At 56.2% G+C, this 15,574-nt stretch carries 15 protein-coding genes; 9 read left to right on the plus strand and 6 right to left on the minus strand.

Going from position 1 to position 15,574, the window contains the following annotated elements; genetic code table 11:
- Position 1: 1 nt before the first annotated feature.
- The 4 genes from FDK21_RS18830 to FDK21_RS18845 all read left to right on the plus strand — a co-directional run bounded on the left by FDK21_RS18830 (position 2) and on the right by FDK21_RS18845 (position 5,788).
- Complete coding sequence (locus FDK21_RS18830; RefSeq protein ID WP_138150444.1) at positions 2-1,258, plus strand: glycosyltransferase family 4 protein; 1,257 nt, start codon at positions 2-4, stop codon at positions 1,256-1,258.
- A 54-nt stretch (positions 1,259-1,312) separates the two neighbouring features.
- Positions 1,313-2,467 carry a glycosyltransferase gene (locus tag FDK21_RS18835; protein WP_138150445.1) on the plus strand — a complete coding sequence of 385 codons (1,155 nt, stop codon included), beginning with the start codon at positions 1,313-1,315 and terminating at the stop codon, positions 2,465-2,467.
- Between the two features lie 101 nt (positions 2,468-2,568).
- A complete protein-coding gene (locus FDK21_RS18840) occupies positions 2,569-5,283 on the plus strand; it encodes an ABC transporter ATP-binding protein (protein WP_138150446.1) in 2,715 nt (904 codons plus the stop codon).
- A gap of 64 nt (positions 5,284-5,347) precedes the next feature.
- Positions 5,348-5,788, plus strand: a complete 441-nt coding sequence (locus tag FDK21_RS18845; RefSeq protein ID WP_171022154.1) for a cyclic nucleotide-binding domain-containing protein — start codon at positions 5,348-5,350, stop codon at positions 5,786-5,788.
- Between the two features lie 128 nt (positions 5,789-5,916).
- On the opposite strand, the gene FDK21_RS18850 is transcribed toward FDK21_RS18845, so the two are convergent.
- From FDK21_RS18850 to FDK21_RS18860, 3 genes are read right to left on the minus strand one after another with little or no spacing between them, the layout of a single operon-like run.
- Positions 5,917-6,678, minus strand: a complete 762-nt coding sequence (locus tag FDK21_RS18850) for a polysaccharide deacetylase family protein (RefSeq protein ID WP_138150447.1) — start codon at positions 6,676-6,678, stop codon at positions 5,917-5,919.
- A gap of 56 nt (positions 6,679-6,734) precedes the next feature.
- The gene (locus FDK21_RS18855; protein ID WP_138150448.1) at positions 6,735-7,835 is read right to left on the minus strand and encodes a glycosyltransferase family 4 protein; all 1,101 of its coding nucleotides are present in this window, start codon (positions 7,833-7,835) and stop codon (positions 6,735-6,737) included.
- Between the two features lie 7 nt (positions 7,836-7,842).
- A complete protein-coding gene (locus FDK21_RS18860; RefSeq protein ID WP_138150449.1) occupies positions 7,843-8,835 on the minus strand; it encodes a polysaccharide lyase in 993 nt (330 codons plus the stop codon).
- A 264-nt stretch (positions 8,836-9,099) separates the two neighbouring features.
- On the opposite strand from FDK21_RS18860, the gene tviB reads away from it, so the two are divergent.
- Positions 9,100-10,374 (plus strand): Vi polysaccharide biosynthesis UDP-N-acetylglucosamine C-6 dehydrogenase TviB, encoded by a 1,275-nt coding sequence (gene tviB / locus FDK21_RS18865; protein WP_138150473.1) that lies wholly within the window; start codon positions 9,100-9,102, stop codon positions 10,372-10,374.
- Positions 10,375-10,399: 25 nt separating this feature from the next.
- Here tviB and map read toward each other — a convergent pair whose 3' ends face one another.
- Positions 10,400-11,140, minus strand: a complete 741-nt coding sequence (map, locus tag FDK21_RS18870) for a type I methionyl aminopeptidase (protein WP_114007969.1) — start codon at positions 11,138-11,140, stop codon at positions 10,400-10,402.
- A gap of 133 nt (positions 11,141-11,273) precedes the next feature.
- On the opposite strand from map, the gene FDK21_RS18875 reads away from it, so the two are divergent.
- Positions 11,274-11,942 (plus strand): nitroreductase family protein, encoded by a 669-nt coding sequence (locus FDK21_RS18875; protein ID WP_138150450.1) that lies wholly within the window; start codon positions 11,274-11,276, stop codon positions 11,940-11,942.
- A gap of 52 nt (positions 11,943-11,994) precedes the next feature.
- Here FDK21_RS18875 and FDK21_RS18880 read toward each other — a convergent pair whose 3' ends face one another.
- Entirely contained in the window at positions 11,995-12,234 is a 240-nt protein-coding gene (locus FDK21_RS18880) for a hypothetical protein (protein WP_138150451.1), read from the minus strand.
- Positions 12,235-12,773: 539 nt separating this feature from the next.
- Here FDK21_RS18880 and FDK21_RS18885 point away from each other — a divergent pair.
- Together FDK21_RS18885 and FDK21_RS18890 are read left to right on the plus strand one after the other, a co-directional pair.
- A complete protein-coding gene (locus tag FDK21_RS18885) occupies positions 12,774-13,544 on the plus strand; it encodes a class II glutamine amidotransferase (protein ID WP_138150452.1) in 771 nt (256 codons plus the stop codon).
- A complete protein-coding gene (locus FDK21_RS18890; protein ID WP_138150453.1) occupies positions 13,541-13,972 on the plus strand; it encodes a DUF1801 domain-containing protein in 432 nt (143 codons plus the stop codon). Before FDK21_RS18885 ends, FDK21_RS18890 begins: the two co-directional genes overlap by 4 nt.
- Before the next feature lie 43 nt (positions 13,973-14,015).
- On the opposite strand, the gene FDK21_RS18895 is transcribed toward FDK21_RS18890, so the two are convergent.
- Positions 14,016-14,369: a DUF1428 domain-containing protein gene (locus FDK21_RS18895; RefSeq protein WP_138150454.1), complete on the minus strand. Its 354-nt coding sequence runs from the start codon at positions 14,367-14,369 to the stop codon at positions 14,016-14,018.
- Between the two features lie 287 nt (positions 14,370-14,656).
- Here FDK21_RS18895 and FDK21_RS18900 point away from each other — a divergent pair, with 287 nt between their 5' ends.
- A complete protein-coding gene (locus FDK21_RS18900; protein ID WP_138150455.1) occupies positions 14,657-15,571 on the plus strand; it encodes a DMT family transporter in 915 nt (304 codons plus the stop codon).
- Positions 15,572-15,574: the final 3 nt, after the last annotated feature.

Here is a 15,574-nt window from a genome sequence, read left to right on the forward strand (position 1 = left end):
TGTGACCGACAAGACCAAAATCGTCGTATTGCTGAAAGGCTATCCGCGCCTTTCAGAGACCTTTATTGCACAGGAGCTTCTGGGGCTGGAACGCGCGGGACTGGAACTGCATCTGGCCTCGATGCGCCATCCCACCGACAAGAAACGCCATCCGGTGCATGATGAAATCAAGGCACCGGTTTTTTATCTGCCTGAATATCTCCATCACGAACCGTTGCGGGTACTCAAAGGCCTCTGGAAAGCCGCCAAGACCTCCGGATTTGGCAAGGCCTTCAAACGCTTCCTGAGCGACCTGCCCAAAGACTTGTCCCGCAATCGGGTGCGCCGGTTCGGACAGGCAGCGGTCTTGACAGCGGAATGGCCCGAAGGGGCGACGTGGCTCTATGCCCATTTCATCCACACGCCCGCCTCCGTGGCGCTCTATGCCAGCGAAATGATGGGCATTCCTTGGAGCATATCGGCCCACGCCAAGGATATCTGGACCTCGGCAGACTGGGATTTGGCCGAAAAGCTGACGCGCGCCAACTGGACGGCCACCTGCACCAAAACAGGGCATGAGCATCTGCAATCGCTGGCCGATGATCCGAGCCGGGTGCATCTGAGCTATCACGGGCTCGATCTGGATCGCTTCGAGGGCAATCCGGTGCCGCTTGACCCAAGGGATGGATCGGATCCGGCCAATCCGGTTGTACTGTTCAGTGTCGGGCGTCTTGTTGAGAAGAAGGGCTATGACACGCTGCTTGAGGCCTTGTCGCTGCTGCCCAAAGGCCTCAACTGGCGCTTTGATCATGCAGGCCACGGGCCTTACAAGAAACAGCTGGTGGCCCAGAGCGAGGCATTGGGGATTGCCGACAAGATCAACTGGATGGGGGCGGTCGATCAAAAAGACGTGCTGGCAGGCTACCGTGCCTCGGACATTTTCACGCTGGCCAGCAAAATCGCGGCTGACGGCGACCGGGATGGTTTGCCCAATGTGCTGGTGGAAGCTGCCAGCCAGCAGAAATGCTGTGTCGCAACCCGTGTTTCGGCAATCCCGGAGCTGTTCCGTGATGATGAAAATGGCCTTCTGGTTGACCCCGAACAGCCAGTTGAGCTGGCCCATGCTCTGGAACGGGCGATTACCGACCCGGCTTTGCGGGCACGTCTGGGAGCACAGGCCGAGAAGGATGTGCGCAAGGATTTCGACCATAAGGTCAGTGTGTCCTTCCTCAAATCCCTGTTTATCGGTCCGGCTAAGGGTTCGGCCCCTAAAGCATAAAAGCCCTGCATAAAACAGATCGGCAAAGAGCGGATAGTCTGAAGGATGGAAGAAATGGATAAGCAGAATGGGTCCGGTCGCGGCAAAAAAGTGATGTTCTATGTGCAGCATCTGCTGGGAATCGGACATCTGGCGCGGGCCAGCCGGATCTCTGCTGCGCTGATTGAAGAGGGATTCGATGTGACTGTGGTCACCGGCGGCAAGCGCGTCGAAGGGTTCCCCGGCAAAGGCATCAAGCATGTCGCGCTGCCCGGCATTGCGTCGGACAATGCAAGCTTTTCAAAACTGATCGATGAGAATGGCACGCCGGTTGATGACGCTTTCAAGGCCATGCGGGCTGAATTGTTGATCAAGACCTATCACGACATCGCACCGGATTTTGTGCTGGTCGAGGCCTTTCCGTTTGGCCGCCGTCAGGTGCGGTTCGAGTTGCTGCCGCTGATGGAGACCATTCAAGCAAGCGACAACAAGCCGATCGTCATCGGCTCGGTGCGCGACATTCTGCAAGAAAAGATCAAGCCGAGCCGCAACGAGGATACGGTTCAGTATATCGATCAGTATTTCGATCATATCTTCGTCCATGGCGACCCCGACTTCATGCCGTTCGAGGCGACCTTCCCGCTGTTTGACCGGATCAAGGACAAGGTGCGCTATACGGGCATCGTCGCGGCGCCACCGCCAGAGGAACCAGAGGACACGTTTGCCGTCGTTGTGTCGGCTGGCGGCGGTGCGGTTGGCCGCGATTTGGTCACGGCAAGCCTTGAAGCGGCCAAAAACAGCCCCCTGCCTGGCAATTGGTGCATCATCACGGGGCCCAATCTGCCGCAAGTTGAGTTTGAGCAATTCCGCGCCGATGCCCCCTCTCATGTTCAGATCGAGCGGTTTCGCACAGATTTTGCCAGCCTATTGAAGGGGGCTTCCCTGTCCGTGTCACAATCGGGTTATAATACGGTCTGCGATATTCTGAGGGCGCAGTGTGGCAGCGTTCTGGTGCCATATACCAGTGGAGGAGAAACCGAACAGACCCGCCGGGCGGAAAAGCTGGAGGGGCTGGGTCTGGCAACTTATCTGAATTCGGATGATCTGAGTGGACCGACGATTGTGGCCGCCATGCGCGAGGAAATGGACAGGATGGCGCGACGCCCAGCCTTCAAGATTTCTCTCGACGGGGCGAAGACCACTGCGCACATGCTCCGCGAACTTGCCTGAATTTGCCTGAATTGGACTAAACGTCTCTTGAGAAGAGTGGCTTGATGCGCCAATGCTTGCCAGAGCAATGCAGCGCTTCGATGGCCTGCATAAAGGTGAGCATGGAACGAAACCTGATTCGATATATCTGGACGCATACCAAGCAAGAGCAGTTGATTGTTCTGACGCTCGTCCTGTTGTCGATGATCCCCTACTATCTGGCGCTGGATCTGCCCAAGCAGATCGTCAACGGACCAATTCAGGGGCAGGGTTTCGAGGCGGAAGGCGCCACACAGCTCTTTTTCCAGACCATCATCGACCTGCCCTACTTTGGCTCGGTCGAGCTGTTTTCCGGCATGGAGCTGGATCGGCTCGATTCCCTTTGGGCGCTGAGCGCGCTGTTTCTCGCCTTTGTCATCATCAAGGGCATTTTCAAGCTCAACATCAATACCTTGAAAGGACGGCTCGGGGAACGCCTGCTGCGCCGCATCCGCTATCAACTGGTCGATCGCATCCTGCGCTTTCCTCCCAGCTATTTCAAACGGGCCAAGGCCGGTGAAATTTCGAGCATGGTCAAGGACGAGGTGGAGCCGATGGGCGGCTTCGCCGGGGATGCCTTCGTCCAGCCCGCCTTGCTTGGTGGGCAGGCGCTGACCGCTCTGACCTTCATTTTCGTTCAGCATTTCTGGCTCGGCATGATTGCCGTATGCATGGCCTTGTTTCAGGCCTTCATCATTCCGAAGATGCGCATGCGGTTGATCGAGTTGGGGCGGCAGCGGCAATTGACCGCCCGTCAGCTGGCCGGTCGGGTGAGCGAAATCATCGATGGCATCCAGACAATCCATGCCTACGACACGTCCAACTATGAGCGTGCCGGGATTGGCGGATTGTTGGCCACGATCTTCAAGATCCGCTACGACATCTATCAATGGAAGTTTTTTGTCAAATTTCTCAATAACTTCCTTGCCCAACTAACGCCGTTCCTGTTCTACAGCATCGGCGGCTATCTGACCATCAAGGGTGGTCTGGATGTGGGGCAACTGGTCGCCGTGATCAATGCCTATAGCGAGCTGCCCGGACCGCTGAAGGAGCTGATTGACTGGGATTTGGCGCGGCAGGATGTGCAGGTCAAGTATGAGCAGGTGATCAACCAGTTCGAGCATGACGACATGTTGGCGTCTGACATGCAGGCGATCAATGGCAATGCCGACCAACCGCTGCCGTTGCCCCTGTGCGCTGCCAATGTGACGCTGGAGGATGAGTCCGGGGCAGTTTTGTTGCGCAATGCCACCGTCCGCATCGAGAAGGGTGAAACCGTCGCCTTCGTCGGAGGAGCCAGCAGCGGGGCCTCGCCGCTGGCGCAATCCCTCTCGCGCCTGTTGCCGCCTGTGAGCGGGCGCATTCAGGCTGGGCAAGTTGATCTCTACAGCCTACCGGAGACCATCACCGGACGGCGGATCTCCTATGCTTCCAACGATCCCTATCTGTTTGTCGGTACGCTGAAGGAAAATCTGACCTATGGGTTGAAGCATGAACCGGTGGCCGTGCATTTGGTGTCCGAAAGTGAACAGGCACAGAAAAAATGGGAATATTCAGAAGCCAGACGGACCGGCAATCCGACGCTCGACATCAATTCGGACTGGGTGTCGGAGAATAGCATCTTCCGGCCCGGATCAGGGGCCGATACCGGTCTGGCGGCTGCGCGCGTGGTGTTCGATACGGTGCAATTGACCGGTGACATTGTTGATTTTGCCCTCAATACCATCGTTGATCTTGAGGCTTATCCGGACATTCGCAACACCATCCTCAACCTGCGCAAGGATTTTCGACAGGAGCTTGAAGCCCGCGGAATCACCGACCTCGTCGCACCGTTCGAATTTGAAGGCTTCAATGATCATGCGATGCTGATCGAGAATTTTCTGTTCGGCAATGTGGTCGATCCGGAAAATACCATGCCGCTGATCGCCGAGAATTCCCACTTCGGCAAGGTCATGTCCGATACCGGGCTGGATGTCGACTTTTTCGAAATGGGCCGAACGATCGCCGCCAACCTTGTTGAATTGTTTGCTGATCTACCCGAAGACCATCCGTTCTTTCAGAATCTCGACCATATCACGGCGGATGACATTGCAGCGCTGGGCAAAATCCTGCCCAAGGTGGAAAATCGCGCCATGCGTCAGGTGAACAGGGACAACACCATCCCCTTCATTCGGCTGGCGGCGATCTATATCGAGCCACGCTATCGTCTCGGCCTGTTGACGGATGCGATGAAGAAGAAAATCATCGCAGCCCGCAAGCGCTTCCATGCGGCGCTGGATCCGAAGCTGCTCACCTTGATGGATCCCTACAAGGCAGACAGCTATCTCACTTCGGCCAATCTTCTGGAAAATATCCTGTTTGGCAAAGTGGACATCAGCTATGGCGACGCTTCCCGACAAATCCGCAATATCCTGTCGGATCTGCTCGGGCGCCATCAGGAGTTGAACTTTGCGATTATGAAGCTCGGTCTCGACTTCAATGTCGGCGCTGGTGGCAGGCTTTTGACCGAGGCCCAGCGGATCAAAGTGGGGCTGGCGCGGGCCATCATCCGGCGCTCGGACTATTATATCCTCAACCGTCCCATTGCCGGCTTTGACCCTGATATTCAAGACGAAATTGTCCGTGACACACTGGCGTTGCTCAGTGAATCGGCCGACAATCCCGGTGTAATCTGGGTCCTTTCACATGAGAGGTTTACGAAGTTTTTCCAGCGTGTTAGCATCTTTGAGCAAGGCACGTTAAAAGAAGACAGTGCTCTTGAAGACTACATTCAAAAAACTAAATCTAATAAGAGCTAGTCTGGCATCGTCGTTTCTTTGAACCCCAAACCCCGATTTCCGGGTGAGGATCTTTCGGATGCTGTTGTGTGATGAAGTCGAGACGTTAACCCATACGTCTTTGTTTGAATGCCTGGACAAGACCAAGCTGAAGCTCCTGGCATTCAATTCTGATCGCGTGAAATTCATGCCTGGGCAAACCTTGTTTGCGCGGGGCGATGAAGGTGACTTTGCATTTGTGGTCTTAAGTGGTCAGGTGGACGTGTTCGTCGATGTCGGCGAGGGTGACCGTCAGAAAGTCCGGGAAGCTTCGAATGGGGATCTGATCGGCGAAATGTCAATTATCGCCAACCGCCCGCACCAGAAAACCGCCATTGCCAAGACATCAACAGAAAGTTTGCGGATTGGCAAACAGTGCTTCCTGAAAGTCATTGAGGGATGTCCAAAAACATCTGCCAACGTGATTTCCCATTTGGGGCACCGCCTGTCTGAAGAAACCCGCAGCATGGAAAATCCGGTTTCCTGAAGGCCCTGTCCGGCCGTTCTCTCTCCTCCGCCGAAATCCGATATCAGACATTGCTTCAGAGCGCTCGAGCTTGGCTCAAACTTTGGCGTTGGCTTTCGCTCGCCCCGTCCTTTTCACCCCGCACCTGATCAGGACTTGATCAGAGTGGCCGGGTCGATCCAATGGCAGGCCGCATGGGATGTCGTGATCTCGAATAGCCGTGACAGAAAACCCGTTGCCTGATCGTCATGAACCAGATGATGGGTCAGAATACCGATAACCTCATCGGAACCACTGGATTGAATCAGACCAGTCATCTCGTTGAATAGCGCATCGGATGGACGACCAATGCTGCCTGCCTTCCAGTTGATGATATCGACATGGGTCTCGTGAAAAGGCAGGGCATGCGATGCCTTCCAGCCAGACTTTTTGTCGTGAAAGGTAGACAGTGCCCGATAGCCGATCGCGCTTAGAGGATCGACCAACGCCGCATCGATCCGGTTCCATGGCGGCACCAGCATGGGGATGCATTGTTCGCCATAAAGACAAGCCAGTTTGTTCAAGCCTGCCTCAAGCTCCGCCAGAACCGTCTTCATGGGACGGTGAAGCCCCAGCTCCTGCTTTTTCTCGCCGGGTGCCGCATGATTTTGATGCGACCAGCCATGCACGGCCACACGGACACGATCCGCCCCGAAGGAGGTCAGACAGGACTGCAGCGCCTCTCCGGTTTCCTGAGGAATGACCGCCAGCAAGGCGGGAATGGCGTGCTGTCCTGCACCGTCAAGAAACCGGGTAAGCTTGTCGCTTGGCTCCACCGCATCATCGTCTCGGAGCCAAAACCGGATGCGGCGGCCCGCTCCGGCCTTGGTGTCGAGCGCCTCGATAAATCGCTTCTCTGGTGTTGTTGGCATGGAATGATCCAGTTTTAATTGATCCGATCTTTGGGGCCTGTGTCAGTGCAGGCCCGCTAGTAGCCCGCATAGGCTTCCAGCAAAATGGCATCAAGCCGATCTGCTGCTTTTTCGAAAGAATGATCCGCTAAGACATGGGCACGGGCTTGTTCGCCCTGCCGGATCCGCTTTTCTTCATCCAGCAATAAATCGCGTATGGCGGCGGCAAGGTGCACGGGCTCCTGCGGGGCAACGAGGGTGCCGCCCTCCCGGTCAGAGACCACCTCGGGCACACCGGCGACATCATAGGCGATCACCGGCACACCCATCGCCTGTGCTTCCAGATAGGCAAGGCCATAGGCTTCACCGATGCCCGGCCAAAGATAGAGCGCCGAACGACCAAGGATCTGCCGAACCTCTTCCGGCGGTTGCTGGCCGTGAAAAGCGACACGCTCAGGACCAAAGGCGGCAAACAGACTCTCGACCTGCGCCCGCTCTGTTCCATCGCCGACAATATCAAGCTGCCATGGCTCGGTACCAAGCATCGAGAGGGCCTGACTCAGATGGCTGTAGCTTTCAAGCTTGTCCCCTGGTCGCATCATGGCAACCGTTGCCAGCGCCTGTGTCGGTCGGCCCCTGACGGGAGGTGCATCCCGGAAAGCGTCAACCTTTAAAAATGGCTTGATCTGATCGATCCGGACATTGGGGTTGGCCTCCAGCAGACCACGGGCATCGCGCCGGGTGATGCAAATGTTGGAGACGGCCTGACCAATCGCTTCGCGCACAAATTCCTGCAACGGCGCCCAACCTGCCGCATCGCGCCGCCGGGAATGGGAGGCTTCAAGCGTCACATAGGGAATGGCATATTTGCGACAGAGCGTAGGGCCGAGCAGGTCGGGCGATTTGTAATAGGGGTGATAACTAAACCACAAATCCGGTAGATTGCCTGCCTTGGCAAACAAGGTGTCTAGCCGCTGGAATTCCAGCGCAGCGGCTTCGCGCAGTGCGCTCACATCTGCACCATCAGGCTCTCTGGTAAAGGCCCGCAACTGCGAGATCACCTCGACTTGATGTCCCTTGGCCTGCATCGCCTCGATCAGCATGCGCGCCATCAGACGGTCACCGGAAGGGGTCGGGTGATCGGGAGACTTCAGCGGTGCGTAGAAAGAAATTTTCATATTTCTATCAATACTTTATCGAACTGCAAAGCGCTTCACTCTTCAGCACATCCATACAGTCTGCCGAGCGTACGAAATTGTCGTAAAAGACGGTCCAGCTGCGCGGGGCAGGGTCGCGATACAGCCCGAATTTGAAATACTGGTTGGGACCCAAGCCCTCTGCTTTCTGACTGATATGCCCCCTGATTGTAGCCAGATGCAGGCCGTTGGCAAACAATTCCAGATGACCGTCTCCGTCGGCGCCCGGTTTGGAATAGACCGCGAAGTCTATCCAGCCAGAGGTGGCGGACGGCATGCTGTGACCATAGGTAGTGATCTTGATCCTGTTTGAGCAGGCAGCGAACCGTGCACCGACCTTGGGCTGAAAGCCATCCTCATATGCGACCAGCGCCCGCATCTGGCCTTCATGTGGCCGCAACCAGACCGGTGCGTCCCCGGCGGTACATTCGGCCAGAGAGCCAGCCTTTGTGGACTTTTGGGCCGGATAGGCGTTGGTTTCGACGGTTGCATAAATCTTGCCGTGCTTCATGCGCAAGGCCAGATAGGGACTGATGGCCTGCATCCGGGTGCTGCCCGATTCCCGCTTCCATTGGGCAAAGACAAAACGGTGATGTAATTTTGGCATTGGTGCCTGAAAGCGAACCGAAATGCCGTACCACACGCCCTTGTCGAACGGCACGCGGGAAGCCGTTTTCTCCCAAACCTCGGCCCGTTCGCTGCAATTTTCCTCATCAGGTCGACATTTTGGGGTGACCGTGAGTTTGAGTGCCCGCTTTCCATCGCGGACCATATCGGACTGGAAGGCATATCCCTCGGCAGCCTGCTCCTTGGACTGTCGGTAATACAAACCACAGGAATGGGCAAAGTCGCTGCCTTCAAAGCCATCCTCTATTTTTGTGCGATAGTCCCAAGGCGCCGCCTGCGCCAAATCGCCCGCGCAAAGGCCCATGGAAGCAGACGCCAACAAGGTCAGAACGGATACGGCAACTTGGCTTCTCATTATGGGTTCCTCCCTCGGGCACTTGGTTCCCTTGATTTCCCTGCCGACAGAGGTAAGGAATTTGAGGCATGATTTCAATTGGTTGTCTATCCAATCGCGGCATCTCAACGCCTTTGACTGTCATAATTTCGTTAACAAAATCGCGAGCGGACCAAAGCGATGGAAATTCGCTCGATTGGCTCCTATATTTCCGACAGAGGGCGCGGTTCGCGCGAGGCACGCCCCGAGCATCTGTCCCTTTCAAAGAAGAAGCGAGTTTTCCTCATGACGCTTGACGACCTGAAGATCGCCGTCATTGGCCTTGGCTATGTCGGTCTGCCCCTTGGCATCGAGTTTGGCAAGGTCTATCCGACCATCGGATTCGATATCAATGCAGAGCGCATTGCAGATCTTCGGGCAGGCAAGGATAAGACTTTGGAGGTCACGGGCGCGGATTTTGCCAAGGCGCACAATCTCAGCTTTACCTCGGATCCTGCCGATCTGGCCGATTGCAATTTCTATATCGTCACGGTGCCAACCCCGGTCGACAGTTTCAAGCGTCCGGACCTTGCTCCCCTGATTGGCGCATCGCAGACCGTGGGAAAGCTGCTGAAGGAAGGCGACATCGTGGTCTATGAAAGCACGGTCTATCCGGGGGCCACCGAGGATGACTGTGTGCCCATTCTGGAGCGGGAATCCGGCCTCACCTTCAACCAAGATTTCTTTGCCGGTTACAGCCCCGAACGCATCAATCCGGGCGACAAGGCCCACCGCTTGCCGGACATTCTCAAGGTCACATCAGGTTCAACCCCCGAGATTGCCGATTTTGTTGACGCGGTCTATGGCTCCATCATCACGGCAGGCACCTTCAAGGCCGAGAGCATCAAGGTGGCCGAGGCTGCCAAAGTGATCGAGAATACCCAGCGCGATCTCAACATTGCTCTGGTCAACGAGCTGGCGATCATTTTCAATCGTCTGGAAATCGACACCCAGTCGGTGCTGGACGCTGCGGCGACAAAATGGAACTTCCTGCCTTTCCGCCCCGGTCTTGTTGGCGGTCACTGCATTGGTGTCGATCCCTACTATCTGACCCACAAGGCGCAGTCGATCGGCTATCACCCGGACATTATTCTGGCAGGTCGCCGGATCAATGATGGCATGGGGGGCTATCTGGCCGGGGAAATGATGAAGGCTATGCTGAAGAAGAGGATTCAGGTCAATGGCTCACGGGTGCTGGTGATGGGGCTGACCTTCAAGGAGAATTGCCCGGATTTGCGCAACACGCGGGTGATCGATCTGATTGACGGGCTGAAGGAATGCGGCGTGCAGGTGGATGTCCATGACCCTTGGGTCGACCAGCCGCTGGCCTGTTCCTCCTATGGCATCGACATGGTGGAGGACCCAGAAGCGGGCACCTATGATGGTGTGGTGCTGGCGGTGGCGCACGATATTTTCCGCGATCAGGGCCTTGATGCCATTCGCGGCTATGCCAAGGATCTCAGCATCTTCCTTGATCTCAAGAGTGTTTATGGGCCTGCGGATAGCGACTTGCGGCTCTGAGGCCCAATCGGAACATTTGGTCCCATCATGCAGTCAGAATGATCGGGCCTTTTCTGGTAACGACAATCGAGTGTTCAAACTGAGCGGTCAGAGCGCCGGGTGTGAAGAGTTCCCATTCCCGCTCCCCATCATGGGCAAACTCCGCGCCGGTTGACAGGAACGGCTCAATGGCGAGCACCATGCCCTCTGAAAAGCGGCGCTGATCGCGTTTGTCGGTCACAGCAAGGATTTCGGGTTTGTCATGCAGGGTTTCTCCAACGCCATGGCACCCGAGCAGATTCTCGATGATCGTGTAGCCGCCTGTCTTGGCTTCTGCCTCGAAGGCCGCCGGGATGACCTGCATCGACGCACCAGCGCGAACCGCATCGATCGCCCGATCACGGGCGCGTTTGGCAGCCTTGACCAGGGTTTCCTTCTCCGGCGTGACCGGCGGCAGGATGAAGGTCGCGCCCGCATCGGTGAAATAGCCATTCTTGCAGGCTGAGACGTCGATATTGACCAGATCACCGGCTTTCATGCTTTGTGTGTCAGCCCAGCCATGGGCAATGACCGGTTCGATGGAAATGCAGGTGGCGCCGGGAAAGCCATAGACCTTTTCGGGGGCCGATTCCGCACCTTCCGCTTCCAGCCATGCCCGCGCCAGATCATCGAGCTCACGCGCAGTCATGCCCGGCTCGAGGGCGGCTCCCATCTGGCGGATCACCTTGGCAACGGCTCGCCCACAGGCTTTGAATGCTTCGAGCTGTTCGTCGGTCTTGATGATCATGACATGTCCTGTCTTATGCGGGAGGGGGTGTGCCGATGCCAAGGATCACTTGCAAGCCTTCGACAAAACCGCTTATAAATTCATGACTTCGCAAAGGCAAGGGGACCGGAAGGCGAAGTCTGGAGGTGTGCTCATGACAAAGACGGAAAAGTATGTACCGCTCGATTTTCACGCGTTAGACGAGGGGGAAATGCAGCGGCGGGCCGATGCCTTTTTCGACGTCATGCGCACAAGACGCACGGTGCGGGATTTTTCGGATCGAGTTGTCCCGCGCTCGATCATCGAGACCTGTGTCGCCACCGCGGGGCGCGCGCCATCCGGCGCCAATCAGCAGCCATGGACCTTTGTCTGCATCTCCAGCCCGGAGATCAAAAAGCAGATCCGTCTGGCAGCGGAAGAAGAAGAACGGGCCTTTTATGGCGGGCGAGCGGGCGAGGAATGGCTCGACGCCCTGTCGCATCTGGGGACGAACGCCAACAAGCCGTTTCTGGAGCACGCACCATGGTTGATTGCCATCTTTGGCCAGCGCTGGGGCAAGCAACCGGATGGTAGCCGCAAGAAGCATTATTATGTGCCGGAATCGGTGAATATCGCCACCGGCTTTCTGATAGCTGCCCTGCATCAGGCAGGGCTTGCCACCCTCACCCATACCCCGGCACCGATGAATTTCCTGGGCGAAATCTGCGAACGGCCGGAAAATGAAAAGCCTTATATCCTGCTGGTGGTGGGCTATCCGGAAGATGGGGCCAAAGTGCCGAACATTACCAAGAAGCCGCTCGGGAAGATCACCAGCTGGCTCTGAAACAAAGCCAGACAAGGGGACACAGTGACCTTCCCAAGACGGTTGGCGACGGTCATAGTCCTCTGTCGCCGTCACCGAAAGTTTCATTGAGCTGCAGGCTGACGCTCATCAGCATCCAGAAGCTGATCCCAAGCATGATCAGGCGACCTTCAGAGGCCATGGGCAGGGAATAGCTGGTCACAAACATGGCCACGCAAGAGCCTGCCCAATACAGGCAGAAGGCCTTTTCAGAGATGGTCCATAACAGGCACCCAACAAAGAAGACAGCGCAAAGAACGAATGCGATTTCCATGGAATCCTCCTCTCCATGATGATGATCCCACGATAACGCTGGAGGCTGTTCTGTGAGATTGACACAACACAAAAGCCAAGCTTCAAGACGCATTTTTCTTTCGTTATACCGCACTATTTTGCATAATTTATCCTAACAATTCGACCACTTTCAGGATTTTAATTGCCATAAAGCAAACACATTAGAACAAATCTTTCTCATAGCTAAGAATGCCTACAAAAAGCCCCACAAAAGGGCTGAAATCCGGCATTTCGGTTGCGCGACGTCGCGCACGAAATGATCATTTTGCGGCGGCTGAGCTTTGCACTTCGATCTCGGCATGATGGTTCCCCTCAACATGATCTAGAATGCCCCTGCCTTAGACGCTGCGTGTGACAGACACGTGAAGCACAGATGGGTGTTTTCAGGGGCATTTTGCGCTTCACCCATGCCGCAAGGGTGGAAAATGTCGGCCAGACAAGTTCGCGCTTTTGCTCTCTTTTCCTTTGCTTTGTATAGAGATAGGTTGGGTCAAAATACCAATCCTCCCGGAGACCGACATGTGCCGCTGGATCGCCTATAAGGGGCAGCCCATCTATCTTGAAAATTACGTCACCAAGGCCGAGCATTCTCTGCTGCATCAAAGCTTGCATGCGGAAAAAGCCAAGATCGAAACCAATGGTGATGGCTTTGGCATCGGCTGGTATGCCAACCGCGCGGAGCCGGGCATTTATCGCGAAATCCTGCCCGCATGGAATGACTGCAATCTCAAATCCCTTGCCGCACAGATCCAGTCGCCGCTTTTCTTTGCCCATATCCGCGCCTCCACGGGCACCGCCACCAGCCGGTCGAACTGCCATCCTTTCTCGCATCAAAACTGGATGTTCATGCATAATGGCCAGATTGGCGGCTATTCCAAGGTGCGGCGGTTGTTGGAGCGTCAACTGGATGACACATGTTTCGATGCGCGGCAGGGCACGACGGATTCCGAACTTCTGTTCCTGCTGGCGATGCAGGAAGATCTAAAAACCTGCCCGGTCAAGGCTCTGCAGGCGGTGCTGGAACGGGTGCGGGCCGCGATGGTGGACAAACGGGTCGATGCCCCCTTACGCTTCACCTCTTGCCTCTCGAACGGCGAGAAATTGTTCGGCTTTCGTTGCTCGTCGGACAATCAGGCGCCGTCGCTCTTTTATCGCCGCTATGAGAATGGCGATATCATTCTGGTCTCCGAGCCGATCGACCGGCAGACCGAATGTTGGCAGGAAGTGCCGCAGGATCACGCGATCTGTTTCACCGATGACACGATGATCCTGCGGGAGATGAAGTTGTGACAGCCTCCCATCCCAGCTTTGCCAATCCGGCCCTTGCCGATGCCTTCAATGCTTTCCCTTTGCCAACGCGCCAAGCCTTACAGAAGGTTCGGAGCTGGATCTATGAGATTGCAGCCGCTGATGCGCAGATCGGGACGATTGTTGAAGAACTGAAATGGGGGCAGCCCTCTTATGCCACGCAGCCCAAAAGCGGGGTGCCTTTGCGGCTGGGGCAGCCAAAGGATGGGGCCAGCGGTGCTCTTTATGTCCCGTGCCAATCGGCCTTGATTGGGGAGTTGCGCGCCCATTATGATCACGACGAAGCCTCCAGCATCTGGTTTGAAGGCAATCGGGGTCTGCATTTTGACCCAACCAAACCCTTGCCAGAGACCGAGCTTCGTCACGCCATCAAGCTGGCGCTCACCTATTATCGGCGACGCAAGGGCTGACGAGACGCCTTGCACTGCAGCCAACGCTCCGCTTGCCAAGTGCTTAATCTGATTGGGCTTGCGCAACAATGCCGAATGTGCCGTGGATCATCCGTTTGCCATCGAAGGGCATCGGTTCGTGCATTTGGCCATCCGCCATAATTTGCTCCCACGCTGCGTCATGCGCCTCTTTGGATGGCCAGACAATCCAGGAGAAACAGACCGTCTCATCAGGCTTGCATTGAACGGCCATTGGGAAGGACGTCACCTCTCCCTCGGGCACGTCATCACCCCAGGCATCAACGGCATGCAATGCGCCATAGCGAACGAATGTCTCGCACATTTGCTGAGCAACCTTGGTGAAGTCTTCTTTCCTGTCGTTGGGCACCGCATAGGCAACCCCGTCGATATAGGCCATTCTCTCCGTCTCCCTGACCATGTGTGCCATTTGGCTCCACTTTCATGCCAAGCATCAGGCTATAGCAGATACCGAACCGAGGCGATCCGTGGCTGGCGAAGTCTTGCTCACGTTTGCGTGAGCAAGAATACTCAACCAGTCGCATGGCAAGCTGGATTTCCACTCGGCGCCATGCTAGAGCCAGTTGGCATCCTCGCGGCCTAACAACCCCGATTGCGACGCGGTCTCTCACCCTGTTCACGCCTGATCGTGACCCCTCATCCACGGAACCGATACAAGTCTCTGCCATGCCCACCTGGATTCTGATCACCATCAGTGCTGCCTTTCTGCAGAATATTCGCTCGTCGCTGCAAAAGCATCTGAAAGGCGCTTTGGGGACGATGGGCGCGACTTTCGTGCGCTTTGCCTTTGGCGCCCCATTCGCTGTGCTCTATCTGCTGGTCTATGCAAGCAGCGTCGGCAAAGCGCTGCCAACCGCCAACGGGACCTTTCTCTTTTGGGTGCTGGTGGGGGCGAGCACCCAGATTATCGGCCAGTTGCTGCTGATCTACCTGTTTTCCTTCCGCAATTTCACCGTCGGCAGTGCCTATTCCCGCACCGAGCCAGCACAGGCGGCATTGTTTGCCTTCATCGTCTTTTCGGAAACCCTGACTCCGGGCGCTCTGGTTGCCATTGGCATCGCCGTGCTTGGCGTGATGCTGATTTCGGTCGCCCGAACCAGCCTCACCCTGCACAGTCTGCTAACCTCGGCCTTTTCCAAAACCGCCTTGATCGGACTTGGTTCGGGTTCGTTTTTCGGGGTGGCAGCCTCCTCATATCGCGCAGCTTCCCTCTCCTTGGTCGACAGCATGGCTGCACCGGATACGATTTTGCAGGCCAGCTTCACCTTATCGGTCGCCATATTGACCCAGACCCTTGCCATGGGGATCTGGATCGCAATCCGGCACCGTGAAGAGTTTGGCAATATGCTGCGGGTTTGGAAGGCATCTCTTGCCACCGGCTTTGTCGGAGCGACGGCATCGTTCGGCTGGTTCATCGCCATGACCCTGCAGCAAGCGGCAATGGTCAAAGCGGTGGCTCAGGTCGAGCTGCTTTTCACCTTTGCGACCTCGGTCTTTGTCTTCAAGGAAAAGATCAATCGGCTGGAACTGATTGGCTGCGCAATGATTGTTCTGGGCGTGGTCACTTTGGTGCTGGGATGATGG

The sequence above is a fragment of the Cohaesibacter sp. CAU 1516 genome, assembly GCF_005771485.1.
Taxonomy (GTDB): domain Bacteria; phylum Pseudomonadota; class Alphaproteobacteria; order Rhizobiales; family Cohaesibacteraceae; genus Cohaesibacter; species Cohaesibacter intestini.